Source organism: Sulfurivermis fontis (assembly GCF_004001245.1).
Lineage (GTDB): Bacteria > Pseudomonadota > Gammaproteobacteria > Thiohalomonadales > Thiohalomonadaceae > Sulfurivermis > Sulfurivermis fontis.
This window is the reverse complement of the sequence record NZ_AP018724.1, coordinates 2,252,601-2,271,683: the sequence shown is the minus strand read 5'-3', so window position 1 is coordinate 2,271,683 and position 19,083 is coordinate 2,252,601. Positions and strand designations below refer to the sequence as shown.

The 19,083-nt window shown below is 65.9% G+C and carries 23 protein-coding genes and 1 pseudogene; 13 read left to right on the top strand and 11 right to left on the bottom strand.

Going from position 1 to position 19,083, the window contains the following annotated elements; translation table 11 throughout:
* Nucleotides 1-150: 150 nt before the first annotated feature.
* The 4 genes and pseudogenes from EP379_RS11550 to EP379_RS11535 all read left to right on the top strand — a co-directional run bounded on the left by EP379_RS11550 (nt 151) and on the right by EP379_RS11535 (nt 3,259).
* Nucleotides 151-1,134 carry an AAA family ATPase gene (locus EP379_RS11550; protein ID WP_127478910.1) on the top strand — a complete coding sequence of 328 codons (984 nt, stop codon included), beginning with the start codon at nt 151-153 and terminating at the stop codon, nt 1,132-1,134.
* Nucleotides 1,131-2,441 (top strand): DUF58 domain-containing protein, encoded by a 1,311-nt coding sequence (locus EP379_RS11545; protein ID WP_127477949.1) that lies wholly within the window; start codon nt 1,131-1,133, stop codon nt 2,439-2,441. Before EP379_RS11550 ends, EP379_RS11545 begins: the two co-directional genes overlap by 4 nt.
* A 76-nt stretch (nt 2,442-2,517) precedes the next feature.
* Nucleotides 2,518-2,601: pseudogene (locus EP379_RS16705) on the top strand (cold-shock protein); the annotation flags it as partial.
* Nucleotides 2,602-2,836: 235 nt separating this feature from the next.
* Entirely contained in the window at nt 2,837-3,259 is a 423-nt protein-coding gene (locus tag EP379_RS11535; RefSeq protein WP_127477948.1) for a ferritin-like domain-containing protein, read from the top strand.
* Between the two features lie 26 nt (nt 3,260-3,285).
* On the opposite strand, the gene EP379_RS11530 is transcribed toward EP379_RS11535, so the two are convergent.
* The 11 genes from EP379_RS11530 to EP379_RS11480 form a co-directional block, all read right to left on the bottom strand.
* Nucleotides 3,286-4,611 (bottom strand): sensor histidine kinase, encoded by a 1,326-nt coding sequence (locus EP379_RS11530; RefSeq protein ID WP_127477947.1) that lies wholly within the window; start codon nt 4,609-4,611, stop codon nt 3,286-3,288.
* A complete protein-coding gene (locus EP379_RS11525; protein WP_127477946.1) occupies nt 4,611-5,276 on the bottom strand; it encodes a response regulator transcription factor in 666 nt (221 codons plus the stop codon). The genes EP379_RS11530 and EP379_RS11525 overlap by 1 nt, the downstream gene beginning before the upstream one ends.
* Nucleotide 5,277: 1 nt before the next feature.
* Nucleotides 5,278-5,583: a PepSY domain-containing protein gene (locus EP379_RS11520; protein WP_127477945.1), complete on the bottom strand. Its 306-nt coding sequence runs from the start codon at nt 5,581-5,583 to the stop codon at nt 5,278-5,280.
* Nucleotides 5,571-6,104, bottom strand: a complete 534-nt coding sequence (locus EP379_RS11515; protein ID WP_127477944.1) for a diheme cytochrome c — start codon at nt 6,102-6,104, stop codon at nt 5,571-5,573. The genes EP379_RS11520 and EP379_RS11515 overlap by 13 nt, the downstream gene beginning before the upstream one ends.
* A 14-nt stretch (nt 6,105-6,118) precedes the next feature.
* Nucleotides 6,119-6,496 carry a DUF1924 domain-containing protein gene (locus tag EP379_RS11510; RefSeq protein ID WP_127477943.1) on the bottom strand — a complete coding sequence of 126 codons (378 nt, stop codon included), beginning with the start codon at nt 6,494-6,496 and terminating at the stop codon, nt 6,119-6,121.
* A gap of 3 nt (nt 6,497-6,499) precedes the next feature.
* Nucleotides 6,500-7,084 (bottom strand): cytochrome b/b6 domain-containing protein, encoded by a 585-nt coding sequence (locus EP379_RS11505; RefSeq protein ID WP_127477942.1) that lies wholly within the window; start codon nt 7,082-7,084, stop codon nt 6,500-6,502.
* Nucleotides 7,085-7,369: 285 nt separating this feature from the next.
* Complete coding sequence (locus EP379_RS11500; protein ID WP_127476133.1) at nt 7,370-8,395, bottom strand: IS110 family RNA-guided transposase; 1,026 nt, start codon at nt 8,393-8,395, stop codon at nt 7,370-7,372.
* A 224-nt stretch (nt 8,396-8,619) separates the two neighbouring features.
* Complete coding sequence (locus EP379_RS11495) at nt 8,620-8,988, bottom strand: hypothetical protein (RefSeq protein ID WP_127477941.1); 369 nt, start codon at nt 8,986-8,988, stop codon at nt 8,620-8,622.
* A 14-nt stretch (nt 8,989-9,002) separates the two neighbouring features.
* Nucleotides 9,003-9,428: a hypothetical protein gene (locus EP379_RS11490; protein WP_127477940.1), complete on the bottom strand. Its 426-nt coding sequence runs from the start codon at nt 9,426-9,428 to the stop codon at nt 9,003-9,005.
* A complete protein-coding gene (locus EP379_RS11485) occupies nt 9,421-9,987 on the bottom strand; it encodes a peroxiredoxin family protein (RefSeq protein WP_127477939.1) in 567 nt (188 codons plus the stop codon). Before EP379_RS11485 ends, EP379_RS11490 begins: the two co-directional genes overlap by 8 nt.
* 158 nt (nt 9,988-10,145) lie before the next feature.
* Nucleotides 10,146-10,718: a carboxymuconolactone decarboxylase family protein gene (locus EP379_RS11480; protein ID WP_127477938.1), complete on the bottom strand. Its 573-nt coding sequence runs from the start codon at nt 10,716-10,718 to the stop codon at nt 10,146-10,148.
* Nucleotides 10,719-10,814: 96 nt separating this feature from the next.
* On the opposite strand from EP379_RS11480, the gene EP379_RS11475 reads away from it, so the two are divergent.
* The 9 genes from EP379_RS11475 to rng all read left to right on the top strand — a co-directional run bounded on the left by EP379_RS11475 (nt 10,815) and on the right by rng (nt 18,995).
* Complete coding sequence (locus tag EP379_RS11475) at nt 10,815-11,405, top strand: TetR/AcrR family transcriptional regulator (RefSeq protein WP_127477937.1); 591 nt, start codon at nt 10,815-10,817, stop codon at nt 11,403-11,405.
* Between the two features lie 59 nt (nt 11,406-11,464).
* A complete protein-coding gene (gene holA, locus EP379_RS11470) occupies nt 11,465-12,478 on the top strand; it encodes a DNA polymerase III subunit delta (protein ID WP_127477936.1) in 1,014 nt (337 codons plus the stop codon).
* 120 nt (nt 12,479-12,598) lie between these two features.
* Nucleotides 12,599-13,855, top strand: coding sequence for a glutamate-5-semialdehyde dehydrogenase (locus tag EP379_RS11465; protein WP_127477935.1), 1,257 nt, complete (start codon nt 12,599-12,601; stop codon nt 13,853-13,855).
* Nucleotides 13,856-13,859: 4 nt separating this feature from the next.
* Nucleotides 13,860-15,203, top strand: coding sequence for a type IV pilus assembly protein FimV (locus EP379_RS11460; RefSeq protein WP_172600458.1), 1,344 nt, complete (start codon nt 13,860-13,862; stop codon nt 15,201-15,203).
* The gene (nadD, locus tag EP379_RS11455; RefSeq protein WP_127477933.1) at nt 15,203-15,916 is read left to right on the top strand and encodes a nicotinate-nucleotide adenylyltransferase; all 714 of its coding nucleotides are present in this window, start codon (nt 15,203-15,205) and stop codon (nt 15,914-15,916) included. Before EP379_RS11460 ends, nadD begins: the two co-directional genes overlap by 1 nt.
* Before the next feature lie 26 nt (nt 15,917-15,942).
* Nucleotides 15,943-16,302, top strand: a complete 360-nt coding sequence (rsfS, locus tag EP379_RS11450; RefSeq protein WP_127477932.1) for a ribosome silencing factor — start codon at nt 15,943-15,945, stop codon at nt 16,300-16,302.
* A gap of 68 nt (nt 16,303-16,370) precedes the next feature.
* The gene (rlmH, locus tag EP379_RS11445) at nt 16,371-16,838 is read left to right on the top strand and encodes a 23S rRNA (pseudouridine(1915)-N(3))-methyltransferase RlmH (protein WP_127477931.1); all 468 of its coding nucleotides are present in this window, start codon (nt 16,371-16,373) and stop codon (nt 16,836-16,838) included.
* Nucleotides 16,839-16,884: 46 nt separating this feature from the next.
* A complete protein-coding gene (locus EP379_RS11440; protein ID WP_127477930.1) occupies nt 16,885-17,460 on the top strand; it encodes a Maf family protein in 576 nt (191 codons plus the stop codon).
* A 32-nt stretch (nt 17,461-17,492) separates the two neighbouring features.
* Nucleotides 17,493-18,995, top strand: a complete 1,503-nt coding sequence (rng, locus tag EP379_RS11435; RefSeq protein ID WP_127478908.1) for a ribonuclease G — start codon at nt 17,493-17,495, stop codon at nt 18,993-18,995.
* Nucleotides 18,996-19,083 lie beyond the last annotated feature (88 nt).

Here is a 19,083-nt window from a genome sequence, read left to right as displayed (position 1 = left end):
AGAGGTACGGGATACGAGGGACAAGATACGAGGGGTAGAGCTCGCTGCGCTTGTGTGGTTTTGAACCAGGACATTGTGCGTGCAGCGCACACTTGCCGTGTATCTCATCCCTGGTCCCTGGTATCTGTATTCTTCGACGAGGGAGAAATGATGAGCGAGACGAACATGCAAAATCCGTTGTTGGCTCAGGCCAGCAATCATGTGCGCGATCTGGAGGCCATGGTCGGCCGCGCGGTGATCGGCCAGCGTCAGGTGATCCGCGAGGTGATCGTCGCCCTGGTGGCCGGCGGCCATGTGCTGGTGGAAGGCCTGCCGGGACTGGGCAAGACCCTGCTGGTGCGCTCGTTGAGCAAGGCGGTGGGCGGCAGATTCTCCCGCGTGCAGTTCACCCCCGATCTGATGCCGAGCGACATCAGCGGCCATGTCATGTTCGACATGAAGTCGGAAGAGTTTCGCATCCGCCGCGGTCCCATCTTCTGCAACTTTCTGCTCGGCGATGAAATCAATCGTGCCCCGGCCAAGACGCAATCGGCGCTGCTGGAAGCGATGCAGGAAGAGCAGGTCACCATCGAAGGCAAGCCCTTTGCGCTGGAGCAGCCCTTTCTGGTGATGGCGACGCAGAACCCGGTGGAGCAGGAGGGCACCTACCCGCTGCCGCAGGCGCAGCTCGACCGCTTCCTGCTCAACGTCTACATCGATTACCCGAACGAACAGGAAGAAAGCGCGATGATCCGTCAGGTCACCGCCAATGCCGTGGGCAATCAGCTCGACGTCTCCACCATCGAGCCGGTGCTGACGCCGGCACAGGTCATCGAAGTGCAGAAGGCGGCAGCGCAGGTGCAGGTGGACGAGGCGATCCTCGGCTATATCGTGCGCATCGTGCGCGCCACGCGCGACTGGCAGGGCATCGAAACCGGCGCCGGTCCGCGCGCCGGCATCGCCCTGCTGCGCTGCGCCCGCGCCCAGGCGCTGGTCAACGGCAATTTCTTCGTCACTCCGGATGATGTCAAATCCATCGCCCCGGCGGTGTTGCGTCACCGCGTCAAGCTGTCCGCCGATCTGGAGATCGAGGGTTATCGTCCCGATGATGTGCTGAAAGACCTCCTTGCCAACGTCGAGGCGCCGCGGCAGTGAGATTCACGCCCGCATCGCGGCTGGTCGCACTGGCGGTCCTGTGGACTGCGCTCGGTGCCGGCGCCGCGTTCCTGCCCGAGCTGGTCGTGGTCTGGCAGGGAGGCGGCGTCATGCTCGGCGCGGCCGCGCTGGCCGATGCGCTGCGTCAGCGGCGCCGGCCGACACCTCAGGTAACACGACGGCTCAATCGCAACCTGCCGGTAGGCGCCTGGTCAACGGTGACGCTGGAGGTGCGCAACGGCGACACCCTGCCGCTGGCGTGCGAGGTGCATGATCTGCATCCGGTGGAATTCGAGGTGCGCGGCCAGCCGGCCGGTCTGGCTCTGGTGCCGGGGCAGTGGGCCGAGCTGCGCTACCAGCTGCGCCCGCCCACCCGCGGCGCGTTTCATGCCACCGGCACCGAATTTCTCATCCGCTCGCCCTGGGGGCTGTGGCGCGAGCGGCGCGGTGACGGCAGCACGCAGACGTTGCGCGTCTATCCCAACTTTGCCGAGATTGCCCACTACACCCTGCTCGCCACCGACAACCGCCTGAGCCAGATGGGCGTGCGCCGCCGCCAGCGCCGCGGTGAGGGCAGCGACTTCCACCAGCTGCGCGAATACCGCGTCGGCGACACCCTGCGCCAGATCGACTGGAAGGCCACCTCGCGCTACCGCAAGCTGATCTCGCGCGAATACCAGGACGAGCGCGATCAGCAGATCCTGTTCATGGTCGATTGCGGCCGCCGCATGCGCCACGCCGATGCCGGCCGCGTCCATCTCGACGAGGCGCTCAACGCCGTGCTGCTGCTGTCCTACGTAGCGCTGCGCCAGGGCGACGCCGTCGGTTTCATGACCTTCGGCGGCGTGCGCCGCTGGTTCGCGCCGCGCAAGGGTCAGCATGTGGTCAACGGTCTGCTCAACGCCACCTACGACCTGCAATCCACCACCGACGCCGCCGACTACCGCGCTGCCGCCAGCGAACTGCTTGCGCGCCAGCGCCGTCGCGCCCTCGTCGTGTTGATCACCAACACCCGCGATGAAGACCAGGCCGATCTGGAAGCGGCGGTGAAGCTGTTGCGTACCCGCCACCTGGTGCTGGTCGCCGATCTGCGCGAGTCCCTGCTCGACGAACTCGTCGCCGCCCAGGTCAACACCCTCGATCAGGCGCTGCAATTTCACGCCACCGAAGACTACCTGGCGCGCCGCCGCCACAGCCACGAACGCCTGTCCTACCACGGTGCCCGCCTGCTCGACCTGCGCCCGGCGCAGCTGCCGGTGGCGCTGGTGAACCAGTATTTCGCCATCAAGCGGGGTGGGGCGTTGTAGCTCTATGGTAAGCGACAGGCGTGATTGATTGTGCAGAACTCATGGGCAGGCCCTGACTGAATGGAGTCGCAAAATCATCCGGGCTACAGGTACTGTAAAGTGGTTCAACGAGTCCAAGGGTTCCGGCTTCATTACTCCTGATGACGGCAGCGCCGACGTAAGCAAGGGCCCGCAGGGGCCGCAGGCGAACCATAGTGTTTCCTGCTGAGTCGTTGCGGTGTCCGGCTATAGAGCAACCCCGTTTCGGCGGGGTTTCTTTTGGTGCGCCCGGCCGCATCCCGCCGCGTATCCCTCCTGTCGGTTGGCAATCGTCTGGTCTTTTTCTAGTATTGATTACAGGACAGTGTCTTCATGCCTCCCGGCATGATCTTCCGGCATAACGGACGAGGTGTGCGATGAAAATCACCAAAAAGAAACTGATCGAGGAGTTGAACAAGGACCTGGAGTGGGAGTATGCGGCGGCCATCCAGTATGTGCAGCACGCGGCGGTGATCACCGGGCCGGAATATGAGTCGATCCAGAAGGAATTGCTGATTCACTCGCAGGAGGAGATGGCCCATGCGGTGATGCTGTCGGACCAGATCGGCTTTCTCGGCGGCGTGCCGACGGTGGATGTGGAGAAACGCGAGATATCGGACAGCAGCAAGGAAATGTTGAAACAGGATCTGTTGGGCGAGGAGAACGCCATCAAGCGCTACAAGGAGCGCATCGCCCAGGCAGAGGCCTTGCAGGAGTACGGCCTGCGCCGCGTGCTGGAGGATATCCTGATCCAGGAGGAGGAGCACAAGCGCGATCTGCTGACCGTGCTGGGCAAATAGCGCTCCCGTTCGGCCTGTGGGTCCGCTCAGAGCGGCGGCAGGGTGACCTCGACGCGGAAGCCGCCGAGGGATTCCGAGCGGCCGAAGCGGAGGGTGCCGCCGTAGCCGGTGACGATGTCGCTGGCTATGGCCAGGCCGAGGCCATGGCCGGCGGTGGATTCGTCGATGCGCACGCCGCGGGCGGTGAGCGATGCCAGTTGCGCATCCGAGCAGCCGGGGCCGTCGTCCTCGACACACAGGCAGAAGCCGTCACGCTCCGCGGTGGTGATGCGGATTTTTCCGCGACTCCACTTGCAGGCGTTGTCCAGCAGGTTGCCGAGCAGTTCCAGCATGTCTTCCCGATCCGCATTCACCGCCAGCCCAGCGGCGAGTCGGCAATCGAATGCCAGGTCCTTTTCCGTATGGAGGCGACGCAGCACGTCGAGCAGCGGCGGCAGCTCCTGTTCCGGCACGAAGCGGCGTCCCGGCACGTTGCCCCCGGCCAGGCGCGCCCGCTTCAGCTCGCGATCGATGAGCTGGCGCATGGTGGTGAGCGGCGTGGTGAGCCGTTCGTGCAGCGCAGGGTTGGCGGTGAGCGTCGGGTCTTCACTCACCTGGCCGAGCAGGCTGAGCGGGGTCTTCAGGGCATGGGCCAGATTGCCGAGGGCATTGCGCGAGCGCTGCAGGCGCTCGGCGAAGGCGACGAGCAGGCGGTTGACTTCGCGGATCAGCGGCTGCAACTCCGCCGGCACCTGCTCCGGCAGGCTGGCGATGTCGCCGCGTTCCAGACGGTCGATGTCGGCGCGTACCTGCACCAGCGGTCGCAGGCTGCGCCGCACCAGCCAGCGTTGCAGCAGGAACAGCGAAACCAGCGCGCCCAGCGACACCAGGACGAACAGCCACTGGAAGTGGTGCACGCTGGCGCGGATCAGGCCGAGGTCCTCGGCCACCGCGATGGTGATGTCGCGGCCATCCTTGCTGTAGCCATGCACCACCACCAGCAGCGGCTGATGCTGCGGGCCGTGCCGCTGCAGGCGCTGCTCTGCGCCGCTGGCGAGAACCGGCACCGGCAGGTCCTGGTCCCATAGCGAGCGTGAGCGCAGCACCTGCTGCCCGCTCTCGATGCGGTAGTAGTGGCCGGAGTAGGGGCGCTGATAGATGCCGTCGATGCGGGTGGTGTCGATGCCGAGTGTGCCGTCGGGCTGCGGCTGGATGGCGGCGAGGAGGCTCTCGCTGTCGTGCAACAGGCGTGAGGCGATGTAGTCCTGGGTCATGTCGCGCAGGGCCAGACTGGATACCGCCCCCTGCAACAGGAACACCGCCAGCAGGGTGATGAGCAGGCCGATGCTGAGACGGCCCTGCAGCGAGGCCATCAGTGCCGTTCCCCGAACATGTAGCCCTGGCCGCGGTGGGTGGTGATGATGTCCTTGCCCAGTTTCTGGCGCAGGCGGTTCACATAGACCTCGATGACGTTGCTGTCCTTGTCGGAGTCGTAATCGTACACGTGTTCGGTGAGGCGCGACTTGGACAGCAGCTGGCCCGGGTGCAGCATGAAGTAGCGCAGCAGACGGAACTCGGTGCCGGTGAGGGTGTGTTCGTTGCCGGCGGCATCGGTGACGGTCTGGCGCTGTTCGTCGAGGGTCAGGCCGGGGGCCTGCAGGGGGCCGACGGTCCGGGTGCTGGCGCGCCGCGTCACCGCCAGCAGGCGGGCGACGAGCTCCTCGGTATGGAACGGCTTGCCCAGGTAGTCGTCGGCGCCGGCGCGAAAGCCGTCGACCTTTTCGTGCCAGGCATCGCGTGCGGTGAGGATCACCACCGGCACCGCGTTGCCGCGCTGACGCCAGTGGCTCAGCACCTCCAGGCCGGGACGGCCGGGCAGGCCGAGGTCGAGCACGATCGCGTCATAGGGTTCGGTGTCGCCCAGGGCCTCGCCGTCGATGCCGTTGGCGGCGACATCGACGGCGAAACCGGCGCGCTCCAGATCGCTGCGCAGTTGCGCGCTCAGGGCGGCATCGTCCTCTACCAGCAGCAGCCTCAAGTCAGTCGTCCTGTTCGCTCTTCAGCAGCTCGCCGCTGCGGGCATCGAAATACAGTTCCCACACCATACCCCGTTCATCCACCATCTCTACCTCGTAGAGGATACGCTCCTTCTTCTCCTTCAGCTCCAGTTCCAGGATGCGCCCGGGACGCTCGCGGCGGACCCGCTCGATGATGGTTTCCAGCGGCAGGATGTCGCCGGCATCGCGCAGGCGGCGGGCACGGTCGTGATCGCTCTCGGCACTGGCGCCGCCGGCCGCGGCCAGCAGCGCCGCCAGGAGGAATGCAACCGCCGTCAGTCGTCCCATGCGCCGTACCCCGGAATGTCGATTTCCCGCTCGCTGAACGAACCGCTGTCGGCGCGGGTATGGCAGGCCGTGCAATTGCTCAGGCTGCCCACCTTGGCGTTGTCCTTGATCAGGCGCGCCGGGATCGCGCGGTGCTTCTGCACGATGTAGGGGACCTCGCTGATGCGCAGCGGCGCCTCATCGGCACGCAGCGAGCGGGCGATCTTCACGGCGCGGCGCTCCTTGACCCGATCGGCGGCATTGTAAAGCAGGTACTCCTGTATCGCCTGCTGATCCAGGGCATCCAGTGCGGCGCTGTCGCCGAAGTGATCGCCGAGACCGGCCATCACCTGGGCCCAGGAGCGGGCCGGCAGCAGGCCGGGCGGATAGGCGAAGTGACAGCTGCCGCATTCCTGCTGGTACAGCGGCAGTGATACCGGGGCGACGCCCGAACCGCGACGATCGTCGTCACCGACGACGGACAGGCTGGTGGCCACCAGGCCGATACCGGCCAGCAGCGGCCAGAAATGTTTGATGTGCATGATCCGTCCCTCCGTTACTGGTTGCGAAGGTAGCTGAGAAAGTCACCCTTTTCCTGGGGCGTGCAGGCGCGGCCCCAGGCGCTGTCGCAATTGCGCTTGAACCACTTCTCGATGAAGGCCCGGTCGGTGAGGCGTTTGGCATTGACCGAGGGCGCCATCGGCGCGATGGGCTTGCCGGTCTTGGCATGCCTGCCGCCGGTACGCAGGTCGCTGTCGTGGCAGGCGGCACAGGTCTGGGCACCGCCGCTGCGGGTCCACAGCGCCGCGCCGGCCTCGGCGCTGAACGGGCCGGCGCCCTGGGAACGGTATTCCTGCAGCAGCTCGTCGACGGCACCGGCATGGGCCGAGGACAGGCCGACGAGGAACACTATCACGATGGGCAGTATCTTCATGGTTCACTCCTCGTTCGGTACCAGGGGCTTGCGGCCGGTGAGCATGGCGCGCACCAGGTTTTCGTGGTGCAGCCAGCCGCTGACGACAACGCCGGCGATATGCACGAATACCAGCAGCAGGGTGAAGTGGGCCAGGAACTCATGCACCTCTTCCATCGCCTCGCTCAGGAGGCCCTCGGGGTTACCGGCCAGGGCGGCGAAGGGGCCGGCGGCGTTCTCGCCGATGCCGTAGGTGAGCAGGCCGCTCAGGGTGGTCAGCAGCAGGGCGGCCAGCAGTGCAAGCACCATCCAGCCGCCGGCCGGGTTGTGGCCGAGATAATGGACCGGGCGCTTGTGCAGCAGACCCATCAGGTAGTCGCGCACCGCACCGGGGCCGCGCACGAAGTCGCTGAAGCGGGCGTGGCGCGTGCCGATCACACCCCACACCAGGCGGAACAGCACCAGGCCGATGATGGTGTAGCCGGCCTGGGTATGCAGGCCGAGGAAGTGATCTTCGGTGATGTAGGCGACGGCGAAGGCGGTCACCAGGCTCCAGTGGAATACCCGTACCAGGGGGTCCCACACCTTTACCTCGGATATCGTTTGCATGGCGGTATCTATATGGACGCCTCCCGTTTGCCAAGGGCGATTTTGGTGTGTTGGGACAGATAGGCTGCAGTTCTATATCCGGCCTGTTGTGCAGGAATAGACCTGCTGGCCCTGATGGAATCCGCTGACCCGCGCCTCATTCTCCTGAAGGACTCGAAGTCCTTACCGCCATACAGGTTTGGCGGGTCACGGTCTGACCTGTTTGCCATCACACTTTATCGACCTTGCGCAACCTTTACGGCGGCCACTCCTTTCTTCAAAGTGGTTGATACACTCGTCAGGCACCTATGCCGGCTGACTGACGAATCCCTTTTGGTACGTCCGTTCATGAGCGAGCATCGCCCAGATCGTTCGCGCCATCTTGTTGGCCAGGGCCACGACCGCGACATTCAGCGGCCGGCGCTGGCGTAATTTCGTGACCCACGGGCCGGGGTCTTTGGCGTGGGTCAGCACGGATCGCGCACCGTGAATCAGCAAGGTGCGCAGGTAGGTGTCACCGCGCTTGCTGATGCCGAGCAGTTTGATGCGCCCACCAGTGCCCACCTGTCGCGGCACCAGGCCGGCGAAGGCGGCGAACTCTCGCCCCGACTTGAAGGCTTTGGCGTCGCCCATGATGGCGACCGCCGCCGTGGCGGTCAGCGGCCCGACACCAGGAATTTCAGCGATTCGCTTGCAAGCTTCGTCTTGCTTGAGCCACAGCTGGATGCGCTGCTCGATGGCGGCGATTTCCCCATCCAGCTTCTCGATGCGCGCCCATTGCTCGCGCAACGTATCGATCACCATTGCCGGCAGCCGGTCTTCCAGTCTGGCCAAAGCCGCAGCAATTCCCTTCCTGACCCCCGCTTTGCCCTGCGGCATCACTTCACCGTATTCGGCGAGCAACCCCCGCAGGCCGTTAATCTGCGCGGTGCGGAACTTGACCAACTGGCTCCTCATGCGGTGCAGCGCCAGGATGGCCTGCTGTTCTTCCGTCTTGATCGCCACCGCCTTGACGTGCGGCTGCTGCACCGCTGTCCAGATCGCCCGCGCGTCCTGCCGGTCGTTCTTGTTGCCGGTGACGAACGGCTTCACCGCCTTGCCTGGCAGGAGCTTGACCTGGTGGCCCAGCGCCGTGAGTTTCCTCGCCCAGTGCTGCGCACCGCCGCAGGCTTCCATCCCAATGAGGCATGGTTGCCGGTTAGCGAAGTGTTCGAGGAACTTCTCGCGCTTGAGCTGCAGGCTCACGATCTCTCCGGTCTCCATGTCGATCCAGTGCAACTGAAATACCCGCTTGGCGATATCCACGCCAACGACCGTTTTGCTACCATTCATTTCGGACCCTCCGGTTTGCCTGTGAAGACCTTCAGTATCTTCCACCTTGGGCACTTCGATGCCGTCGGCCCGTGAGGGTCCACCTTCATCCCACCCACACCGCAAAGCTATCCACGGCGCCGGGCGCCGCAGGTCCCTCCATACCGAAGACGGCCAGCGCGCCGGATAACTCGTGTTCAGCGCTCACGGGGTGGGAGGCGTCCATTCAATTCTCCTTGCCGGGCTCAGTGGCGATAACCAAATTCGCCGTGCCACTGTGCGCCGTCGTAGTCGATGCGCAGCCAACGGGGTACGAAGGCCGCGGGGTTGGCTATGGGGAAGTCGGCCAGCGGCGGGGCGGTGTCGCCGATGTCACCGAGACGGCAGGCGGCGGTCATCACCGGATGGAAGCGCAGCGCCAGGCCGTCGACCACGGCAGTGGCTCCGGTGGTGTCAGCGGCCTCGTGGAAGCGCACCTTTTTCCGGATCAGGCAGCTGAACAGCAACTCCATTTCCACCAGCAGGGGTGTTTTCCTTCGTGCCAGGGCATCCTGCGCCCGATGGCTCAGTTCCACGCTGACCGGTTTGTCGTCGATATGGACGGTGGTGTGCATGATTCCCTCCTGGGTCAGGTAAACAGGCTATGCCACCAGCGGCGGCGTCCGCCGGGGTTGGCGACGGCGGCATGCAGATCCACCGGCGGGCAGCGGCTCAGGATCCAGCCGGGCAGCACGCGCTGGGTGCCGCTGCCGCAGGATGAACCCAGATGGTTGGGGTCGTAGACCTTGATGAAGGTCGGTTGCGCCGTATCGTCCACATAGACGATGCCGAGATAACTCTCCTGATGATCGCGGCGCAGCAGCCGATCCAGTTCGCCGATGAGATGGTCCAGGTGTGCCGGCGACAGCGGCGTGGTCGGCACCTCCTCACCGACGTAGTAGGCGTACCAGCCACCGTCATTGGCGCCGCGCAGTGCCGCGAGCAATGCGTCCCACTGCTCCCAGTGCAGCAGGCCGGTGAGCGGCGCGTTGTACTGTTGCAGGTAGTCAGACATGGCGCATGTTCCCGGTGACCGTCCCGGCGGCGAAGTGGTCGATGCGGGCGAAGGGGATGTGATCGCCGATGTCGTTGCCGTAATACGCGTCGACAACGATCTGGTTTTCGTCGATGAGAAAGTTGGCCGGGATGCGTGTCAGCGAGCCGTCGGGCTGCGCCATGCGGTATGCGGGATCGAACAGGGCGCGCAGCAGCGTGGGCAGGCGGAACATGCCGAACAACAGGCCCGGCACTGACTTCCGCACACCGTACAGCGCGTACAGTTTGCCGTCCGGGTCGGGGATGACGGGAAAGGGCAGTCCGCGGCGACCGAGGTATTCGCGGATGTACCCGGCGCTCGATTCGAACACGCCGATGATCTGCACGCCGGCATCGGCGTAGCGTTTTGCCTCCTGCGCCAGGCGTACGAAGCGCACGGTACAGAACGGGCAGGTGGCGTAGCGGAAAAATACCAGCAGAACCTTCCTGCCACGGAAATCCGTCAGCCGCACCGGCCGACCATCGAGATCGGGCAGGGAAAATTCCGGAGCCCGGTTACCTGCAGCCAATGTGTTCATGATCCTGTCCTCCAATCCGTTGCCGAGTGGTGTCGGGTTGTCACTCTGTCGTGGCCGGACGGCGATCCTTACAGCGGACAAGGCGCTTTATTCCGGTGAACGGCAACTGATCACCCGCATCCCTGCCGTAGTGGGCCTGTCGGACCATGCCCTCTGCATCAATGAGGCAGTCGCTCGGCTGGTGTCCAGGCGCGCGCGTGCATCGGCTCGTCCAGCGGTGTTCCGGCGAGATGGTTGGTGAAGTTGCTCAGTGTTTTCTGCGCCACGCCCACCAGTACGTCGAGCAGTTGGGCCGGGGTGTAGCCGGCACTGAAGAAGGACTCCAGCGTCGCATCGGGAAGCAGCGCGCGCCGTTCGAGCAGGGCGTTGACCATGCTGCGCAATGCCTCCAGCCGCGTATCGGCGATGGGCTGATCGCTGCGGATTGCCTCCACCACCGCAGGCGGAATCCCCTGCATGTCGGCGATCGTCGAATGGGCCGCCACGCAGTAGCGGCAGGCGTGGTAGCGGCTGACCGCCAGCAGTACCACCTGGCGCTCGGTGGGAGTGAGCGAGGTTTTCTGCTCGAAGATGGCGGAGAGGGCGAGGTAGGCCTCGGTCAGGGCTGGCGAGCTGGCCATGATGGCGATCAGGTTGGGGACGAATCCGAAGGCCTGGCTGGCGGCCTCGAGTAGCGGTTGTGCTGCAGCCGGGGCGGAGGCGCTGGTGTGCAGGGGAAAGAGGTTGGACATGGTGTTTTCCTTTTATTGAGTGGTCGCTCAATAACGATAGCCGTTCTTGAGCGTCTGTTCAACTACGTCTAGAATTCAACCAATCAGGAGTTGCCCATGGCCAGACCCATAGAATTCGATCGCGACCAGGCGCTGCGCGAAGCCATGCAGCTGTTCTGGCGCCGTGGCTACAACCGTACCTCGGTGCGCGACCTTACCGAGGCGACCCGGCTCAAGCCGGGCAGCCTGTACGGCGCCTTTGCCAGCAAGCGCGCATTGTTTGCGGCTGCCCTGGATTCCTATGGCGCCGAACTGGCGCGGCTGGTGGACGAGTTGCTGCGTGGCGAGGCCCCGCCGCTGGAGCGGATTGCGCGGTTTTTCGACCACTTGTTGGCGGACATGGCCGGTGATCCGGAGCGCAAGGGCTGTCTGCTGGTGAATACCCTGCTGGAGGTGCGGGCGGATGATAGCGAGCTGGCCCGCCACGCGGGCGACGCGCTGGCCAGGGTGGAACAGGCCATGGGCGATGCGCTGGAGGAGGCCGCAGCCCGTGGTGAATTACCGACCGGGGCTCAGCCGCGAATACTGGCCAGCCTGTTGATGACCGGTATTTTTGGTCTGCGGGTCTACAGCCGGATGCGGCCCGATTCGGTGGAGCTGCGACACATCGTCGATACCCTGCTGGCCATGGTGCGCGCCCCGCGTTGACGCGACCGCTTTCCCTCCACATACATCTTTCCTACCGTGCCTCCATGTAGAATGGCGCCATGCGCCTGCGCCCCGAACAACTCCCGTCCCATGTGGAAAAGCCGCTACTGCCCATCTACCTGGTGAGCGGCGACGAACCGCTGCAACTCAACGAGGTGGTGGATGCGCTGCGCGGCGCCGCCCGCGCCCAGGGTTATCGCGAGCGCGAGGTGTTGCAGGTGGAGGCCGGCTTCGACTGGGGCACGCTGGCCGCCGCCGGCAGCAATCTGTCGCTGTTCGCCGAGCGCAAGATCATCGAACTGCGCATGCCGTCGGGCAAGCCGGGCGACGCCGGCGCCAAGGCGCTCACCGCCTATGCCGCCGAGCCGTCGCCGGACAACCTGCTGCTCATCAGCTGCGGCAAGCTGGAAAAGCAGCAGCAGAACAGCAAATGGTTCAAGGCGCTGGAGGAGGCGGGGGCGGTGGTGCAGGTGTGGCCGGTGGAGCCGCGCGCCCTGCCCGGCTGGGTGCGCCAGCGCCTGCAGGCCCGCGGTCTGCAGGCGACGCCCGAGGCGGCACAGCTGCTGGCCGAGCGGGTGGAGGGCAATCTGCTCGCCGCGGCGCAGGAGGTGGAGAAACTGGCGCTGCTGTACGGCAGCGGGCCACTGGATGCCGAGCAGGTGCGCAGCGCGGTGGCCGACTCGGCGCGCTATGACGTGTTCGAGCTGGCGGATGCCGCCCTGGGCGGCGATGCGCCGCGCTGCGCCCGCATCCTGGAGGGGTTGCGTGGCGAGGGCGAGGAACCCGTACTTACTCTGTGGGCATTGGTGCGCGAGGTGCGCGCCCTGGCCATCATCGCCGCCGGCCAGGCCGCCGGCACGGGGCTGGAAACCCTGTTGCAGCAGCAGCGGGTATGGGACAAGCGCAAGCCGCTGTACCAGGCCGCCCTCAAGCGTCACAACCTGCGCCGCTGGCGCGCCCTGTTGCGGCGGGCGGCCCGGCTGGACCGCATCTGCAAGGGGGCCGAGCCGGGTAACCCGTGGGATGAACTGTTACAATTCAGCCTGCTCATGGCCGGCGTGAGAATAGTCTGAAAACCACCGACAAGATGGGGCAGGATGAACAGGGTAAAAAATCTTGTATATCCTGAATAATCTTGTAAACCTTGTCCGAGATTTTTTCTTTGCAAACCACGCAAGCATAGAGATACGTTGATGGACGTGAAGCAGTACATGCAGCAGGTGGGACAGAAGGCGCGCGCCGCGGCGCGCGCCATGGCCCGTGCCGACACCCATGCCAAGAATGCCGCGCTGTCCGCCATGGCCGATGCCCTCATCGCCGGCGAGGCCGCGCTCATCGCCGCCAATCAGAAAGACCTCCATGCCGGCAAGGCGCAGGGATTGGATGCGGCGATGCTGGATCGCCTGGCGCTGGACAGCGCGCGCATCGCCGCCATGGCCGAGGGCCTGCGCCAGATCGCCGCCCTGCCCGATCCGGTGGGCCAGATCGCCGACATGAATTACCGCCCTTCCGGCATCCAGGTGGGCAAGATGCGCGTGCCGCTCGGTGTCATCGGCATCATCTACGAGTCGCGTCCGAATGTTACGGCCGACGCGGCGGCGCTGTGCCTGAAGTCGGGCAATGCCGCAATCCTGCGCGGCGGTTCCGAGGCGCTGCACTCCAACCAGGCCATTGCCGCCTGCGTGCGCGCCGGGCTGGAGCGAGCCGGTCTGCCCGCCGATGCGGTGCAGGTGGTGGAGACCACCGACCGTACCGCGGTGGGGGAGCTGATCACCATGAGCCAGTACGTGGACGTCATCGTGCCGCGCGGCGGCAAGTCGCTGGTGGAACGCATCAGCAACGAGGCGCGCGTGCCGGTGATCAAGCATCTGCACGGCGTCTGTCACGTTTACATCGACGACAAGGCCGACGTGGAAAAGGCCCTGCGCATCGCCTTCAACGCCAAGACCCACCGCTACGGCGTGTGCAACGCCATGGAGACCCTGCTGGTGGCCGAGGGCATTGCCGAGCGCGTGCTGCCCGAGCTGGGGGCCATGTACCGGGAAAAGGGCGTCGAGCTGCGCGGCTGTCCCACCACCTGCCGCCTGCTGTCCTATGCGATTCCGGCCACGGCGGAGGATTGGGATGCCGAATACCTGGCGCCGATCCTCGCCGTGCGCGTGGTGAAGGACCTGGACGAGGCGATGGAGCATATCTACCGGCACGGCTCCGGCCACACCGAGGCCATCGTCACCGAGGACCTCACCCGCGCACGCCGCTTCCTCGCCGAGGTGGACTCCAGCTCGGTGATGGTCAATGCCTCGACCCGCTTCGCCGACGGCTTCGAGTATGGCCTCGGCGCGGAGATCGGCATCTCCACCGACAAGATCCACGCCCGCGGCCCGGTGGGGTTGGAGGGACTGACCTCGCAGAAGTACATCGTCCTGGGTGATGGCCATATCCGCCACTGAACACATGCGTTCCCGCCGGGGGCTCGCCGGCCGGCTGGCGCGTGCCCTGCTGTGCTGTTGCCTGCTGTGGGGCGGCCATGCCCAGGCCCTCGGTCTGGGCAGCGAATTGCATGTGCGCTCCGCCCTCAACCAGCCGTTGCAGGCCGAGCTGCCCCTGGTGCTGGCGCCGGGCGAGACGGTCGCGGATGTGAAGGTCGGTCTGGCCGGGCGCGAGGCCTACCGCCGTATCGGCCTGCCCTATCACGAGGGACTGCCGCCCCTCAGCTTCAAGATCGCCCGGGGGGCGAGCGGCCAACCGGTGATATCGATCAGCAGTCGCCAGCCGGTGCGCGAGCCGGCGCTGGAGCTGTTACTGGAGATTCGCTGGGGGCGCAGCAGTATGTTGCGCCAGTACGCCCTGCTGCTGGACCCGCCCTCCCTGTATACCCCGCCGGCGGCAAGCGCCGCCCCGGCCGCGCTCGAGGCGCCCGCGCCCCCGGTCACCGTGGCGGCGCCCGTCCCGCCGGCGCCGGTGGTGGCCAGTTATGGTCCGGTGCAGCGCGGCGAAACCCTGAGCCAGATCGCCCAGCGCCTCAAGCCGGAAGGCGTCGGCACGCCGCAGATGACGGTGGCCCTGTTCGAGGCCAATCCCCATGCCTTCATCGGCGGCAACATGAACCGCCTGCGCTGGGGCACCACCCTGTACATGCCCTCCGCCGAGGCCATCACCGCACGCAGTCGCGGCAGCGCCGGCAAGCTCATGCTGCAACAGCGACAGGCGCTGCAGGAAACGGTCCCGACCGGTCCCGCAGCGGCGGCACCCGTTGACGCCGCACCGGCGCCGGCACTGCAGATCCTTACCCCCCCGTCGCCGGGGGCGCAGGCCGGTGAGTTGGAGCGGCGTCTGGCCGAGGTGCGCAAGCTCAATGCCACCGTGACTGAGGAAAACGAGGCATTGCGCCAGCGCCTGGGCGCGCTGGAGCGGCAGGCGCAGCGCCTGGCCGAGCAGGTATTGCACATGCCGGCGGCCACGCCGGCTACGGCAGAACCCGCCTCCCCGGTGACGGCTTCCACCGACGCTGTACCGGCGCCGGCCGCACCTCCTGCCGCGGAGCCGTTTGCCGATGGGCGGCTGACGGTGGCGACGACGGTGAACGCCCCGGCGAGCCGCTGGCAGAACCCGGCCTGGTGGATAACCGTGCTGGCCGGGTTGCTGTTGCTGGCGGCGGTCCTGCTGGGCTGGCTGTGGTGGCGGCGCAACCGGCGTTGGGAATACCGTGACCTGGCACAGGCCCTGCGCGACGACGCCGAGGCCAAGGCGCGGGCCCGCGAGGCGATGCTGGAAAAGGCGCGCCAGCGCTTCCGCTGATGCCGGGACCGGTTTTTCCCGCCACCGCCGATCCGCTCGCTGCGCAGAGGGGCGGTGTATCCGGCGTTGCCGTCGGTATCCTGGGCGGTACCTTCGACCCGGTACATTTCGGCCACCTGCGCGCCGCGCTGGAGATGCTGGAGGTTCTGGGCCTGGCCGAGGTGCGCCTTCTCCCCTGTGGCCAGCCGCCGCACCGGGAGCCGCCCCGGGCCTCCGCCACCGAGCGCCTGGCCATGCTGGAGTTGGCGCTGGCGGGGCAGCCCGGGTTGCGGGTCGATCGCCGCGAGTTGGAGCGATCCGGTCCGTCCTACATGGTGGATACCCTGGCCTCGCTGCGTGCCGAACTGGGTACTGCGCCGCTGTGCCTGCTGCTGGGCAGCGACGCCTTTCTCGGTCTGCCACAGTGGCACCGCTGGCGGGAGTTGCCGCGACTGGCCCATCTGGTGGTGCTGCACCGGCCGGGTTGGACGCTGGATGCCGTACCCGCGCCGCTGGCCGAAATGCTGGCGGCGCAGCGTATCAGCGCGGCTGCCGAGCTGATGCGGCGGCCGGCCGGCGGCATTCTGCTGCAGCCGGTCACCCCCCTGGATATCTCGGCCACGGCGATACGCGCGCAGATCGCGGCGGGGCGCAGTCCCCGTTATCTGCTGCCCGATGCGGTATGGGACTATATCCGCCGCCGGAATCTGTATGCCGCCGCGCCGGCGGAGTGAGTTTTTGTCATGACTGGAAGGTATTGATGCAAGCAGAACAGATGAAGCAACTGGTGGTGAACGCGCTGGAGGACGTAAAGGGTCTCGATATCGTCGTCCTGGATGTGCGCGGCAAGACCAGCATCACCGACTTTATGGTCATCGCCAGCGGCCGTTCCGATCGCCAGGTGAAATCCCTGGCGCAGAGTGTGCTCGACCAGGCCAAGGAAAATGGTCTCACCCCTCTCGGCGTCGAGGGCGAGCGGGAAGGCGAATGGGTGGTGGTCGATCTGGGCGAGGTGGTAGTGCATATCTTCATCCCGGAAAAGCGCGACTTTTACAACCTGGAAAAACTCTGGGGTGACGCCGCACCGGCGGCGCAGGGTGTGGCGGGAGCCGCAGGATGAAATCCTGTTGCGTGCGACACATCGTGCGTCTTTTGTCCAACCGGTCTGTTGCGATGCACTGAACAGCGATGCGCCTGCACCTGATCGCCGTCGGTAACCGTATGCCGGAGTGGGTGGAGGCTGGCTACGCGGAGTACGCCAAGCGCCTGCCCGCCGACTGCGCGCTGGTGCTGCACGAGATCGCGCCGGGCAAGCGCACCAAGGGCGCCGATCTGGAGCGGGCGCGGCGCGAGGAGGGCGAGAAGATGCTCGCCGCCCTGCCCAAGGGGGCCTATGTGGTGGCGCTGGAGGTCGGCGGCAAGGATTGGAGCACGGCAGACTTGGCGCAGCGCCTCACCGAATGGCGCCAGGGGGGGCGCGATGTGGCCCTGCTGGTGGGCGGTCCCGAGGGACTGGCCGATACCTGCCGCGCCCGTGCCGACGTACAGTGGTCGTTATCGCGCCTGACCCTGCCGCATCCGCTGGTGCGCATCGTGCTGGCGGAACAGCTTTACCGGGCCTGGAGCATCACCCAGGGGCATCCGTATCACCGGTGAGGCAGATACAGGCAACAAGTAACGAGTAACGAGAGCGAACCGACGGATGATCTTTCTGGCCTCTTCATCGCCGCGGCGGCGCGAGCTGCTGGAGCAGATCGGTGTGGCGCATCGGGTGGTGGAGGCGCGTGTCGACGAGGCGCTGCATCCGGGCGAGGCGCCGGAGTTGTATGTGGTGCGCCTGGCCCTGGCCAAGGCGCGGGCCGGACATGCGATTTGCAGCGACTGGCCGGTGCTCGGTGCCGATACCGCCGTGGTGATCGACGGCGTCATCCTGGGCAAGCCGCGCGATCGCGCCGACGGCTTGGCCATGCTGGCGCGGCTGTCGGGACGCACCCACCATGTCTACACCGGTGTGGCGCTGGTGGACGCGGCAGGCGAGGCGCACACCCTGTTGTCGGTGAGCGCGGTGACCTTTCGTGCGCTCACCGACCGCGAGCGCGCCGCCTACTGGGACAGCGGTGAACCGCTGGACAAGGCAGGGGGTTACGCAGTGCAGGGTCTGGGCGCCATCTTCATCGAGCGCCTGGAAGGCAGCTACTCCGGGGTGATGGGCCTGCCGCTGTTTGAAACGGCCGCGTTGTTGCGCGGCTGCGGAATAGAGTTACTGGAAGCCTCTTGAACATGTCCATGAACGCACCGCTGACGCCGGCGATGAGCGGCGAAATCCTGGTCAATGTCACGCCGCACGAAACCCGCGTCGCCTTCGTCGAGAACGGCGTGTTGCAGGAAGTGCAAATCGAGCGCGCGCGCAAGCGCGGCCTGGTCGGCAACATCTACAAGGGCACGGTGCGCCGGGTGCTGCCCGGCATGCAGGCGGCCTTCATCGACGCCGGCCTGGATCGCACCGCCTTCCTGCATGCCTCCGACATCCTCTGTCCCGATAACGACAGCGATGAACGCGAGCGTTGCCTCAAGGGGGAGGCGCCGGAGGGCGAGCGCCCGTCGCAGCGTCAGATCGACGAGTTGCTGCGCGAGGGGCAGGAACTGCTGGTGCAGGTGGTAAAGGATCCGCTCGGCACCAAGGGCGCACGCCTGACCACGCACATCACCATTCCGGCGCGCTTCCTGGTGTTCATGCCGCAATCCAGCCACATCGGCGTGTCGCAGCGCATCGAGGACGAGGCGGAGCGGCAGCGGCTGAAGGAGCGCGTCACGACGCTGGCGGCGGAGTTCGGCCCCGGCGGCTACATCGTGCGTACCGCGGCGGAGGATGCCGATGATGAGGCGCTGCGGGCTGATATGGCCTTCCTGCACAAGCTGTGGGGCGAGATCGGCGCGCGTGCCGGCAGCGAGCGCAGCGGCACGCTGATTCACGAAGATCTGCCGCTGGTGATGCGTACCATGCGCGATGTCGTCGGCGCCGAGGTGGAGAAGGTGCGCATCGATTCGCGCGAGACCTTCCGCAAGGTGTTGCGCTTTGCCGAGAAGTTCATCCCCGAGCTGGTGCCGCGCATCGAACATTATGCCGGCGAGCGGCCGATCTTCGATCTCTATGCCATCGAGGACGAGATTCAGCGTGCGTTGGAACGCAAGGTGACCCTCAAGTCCGGCGGCTATCTGATCATCGATCAGACCGAGGCGATGACCACCATCGACGTCAACACCGGCGCCTTCGTCGGTCATCGCAATCTGGAAGAGACCATCTTCAAGACCAACCTGGAGGCCAGTCAGGCCATCGCCCGCCAGCTGCGCCTGCGCAATCTGGGTGGCATCATCATCATCGACTTTATCGACATGGTGGACCCGGAGCACCGGCGTCAGGTGTTGCGCAGCCTGGAGAAGGCGCTGGAGCGCGATCATGCCCGCACCCACATTTCCGAGGTGTCGGCACTGGGGCTGGTGGAGATGACGCGCAAGCGCACGCGCGAGAGCCTGGAGCATGTGCTGTGTTCCACCTGTCCCACCTGCAACGGTCGCGGCACGCTGAAGACGGCGGAGACCGTCTGTTTCGAGATCTTCCGTGAAATCATGCGCGAGGCGCGCCAGTTCGATGCCCAGCAATTGCTGGTGCTGGCCTCGCAGGAAGTGGTCGATCGCCTGCTGGACGAAGAATCCACCGCGGTGGCCGAACTGGAGGAGTTCATCGGCAAGCCGATCCAGTTCCAGGTGGAGTCGCTCTACACCCAGGAACAGTTCGACGTGGTGTTGCTTTGAAGGCAGATACAAGTCGCAAGATACAAGTGACAAATAAAATCGTGATTGCGGCGCGGGACGCGCAACTTATCTTCTGTTAGTTTGCTCC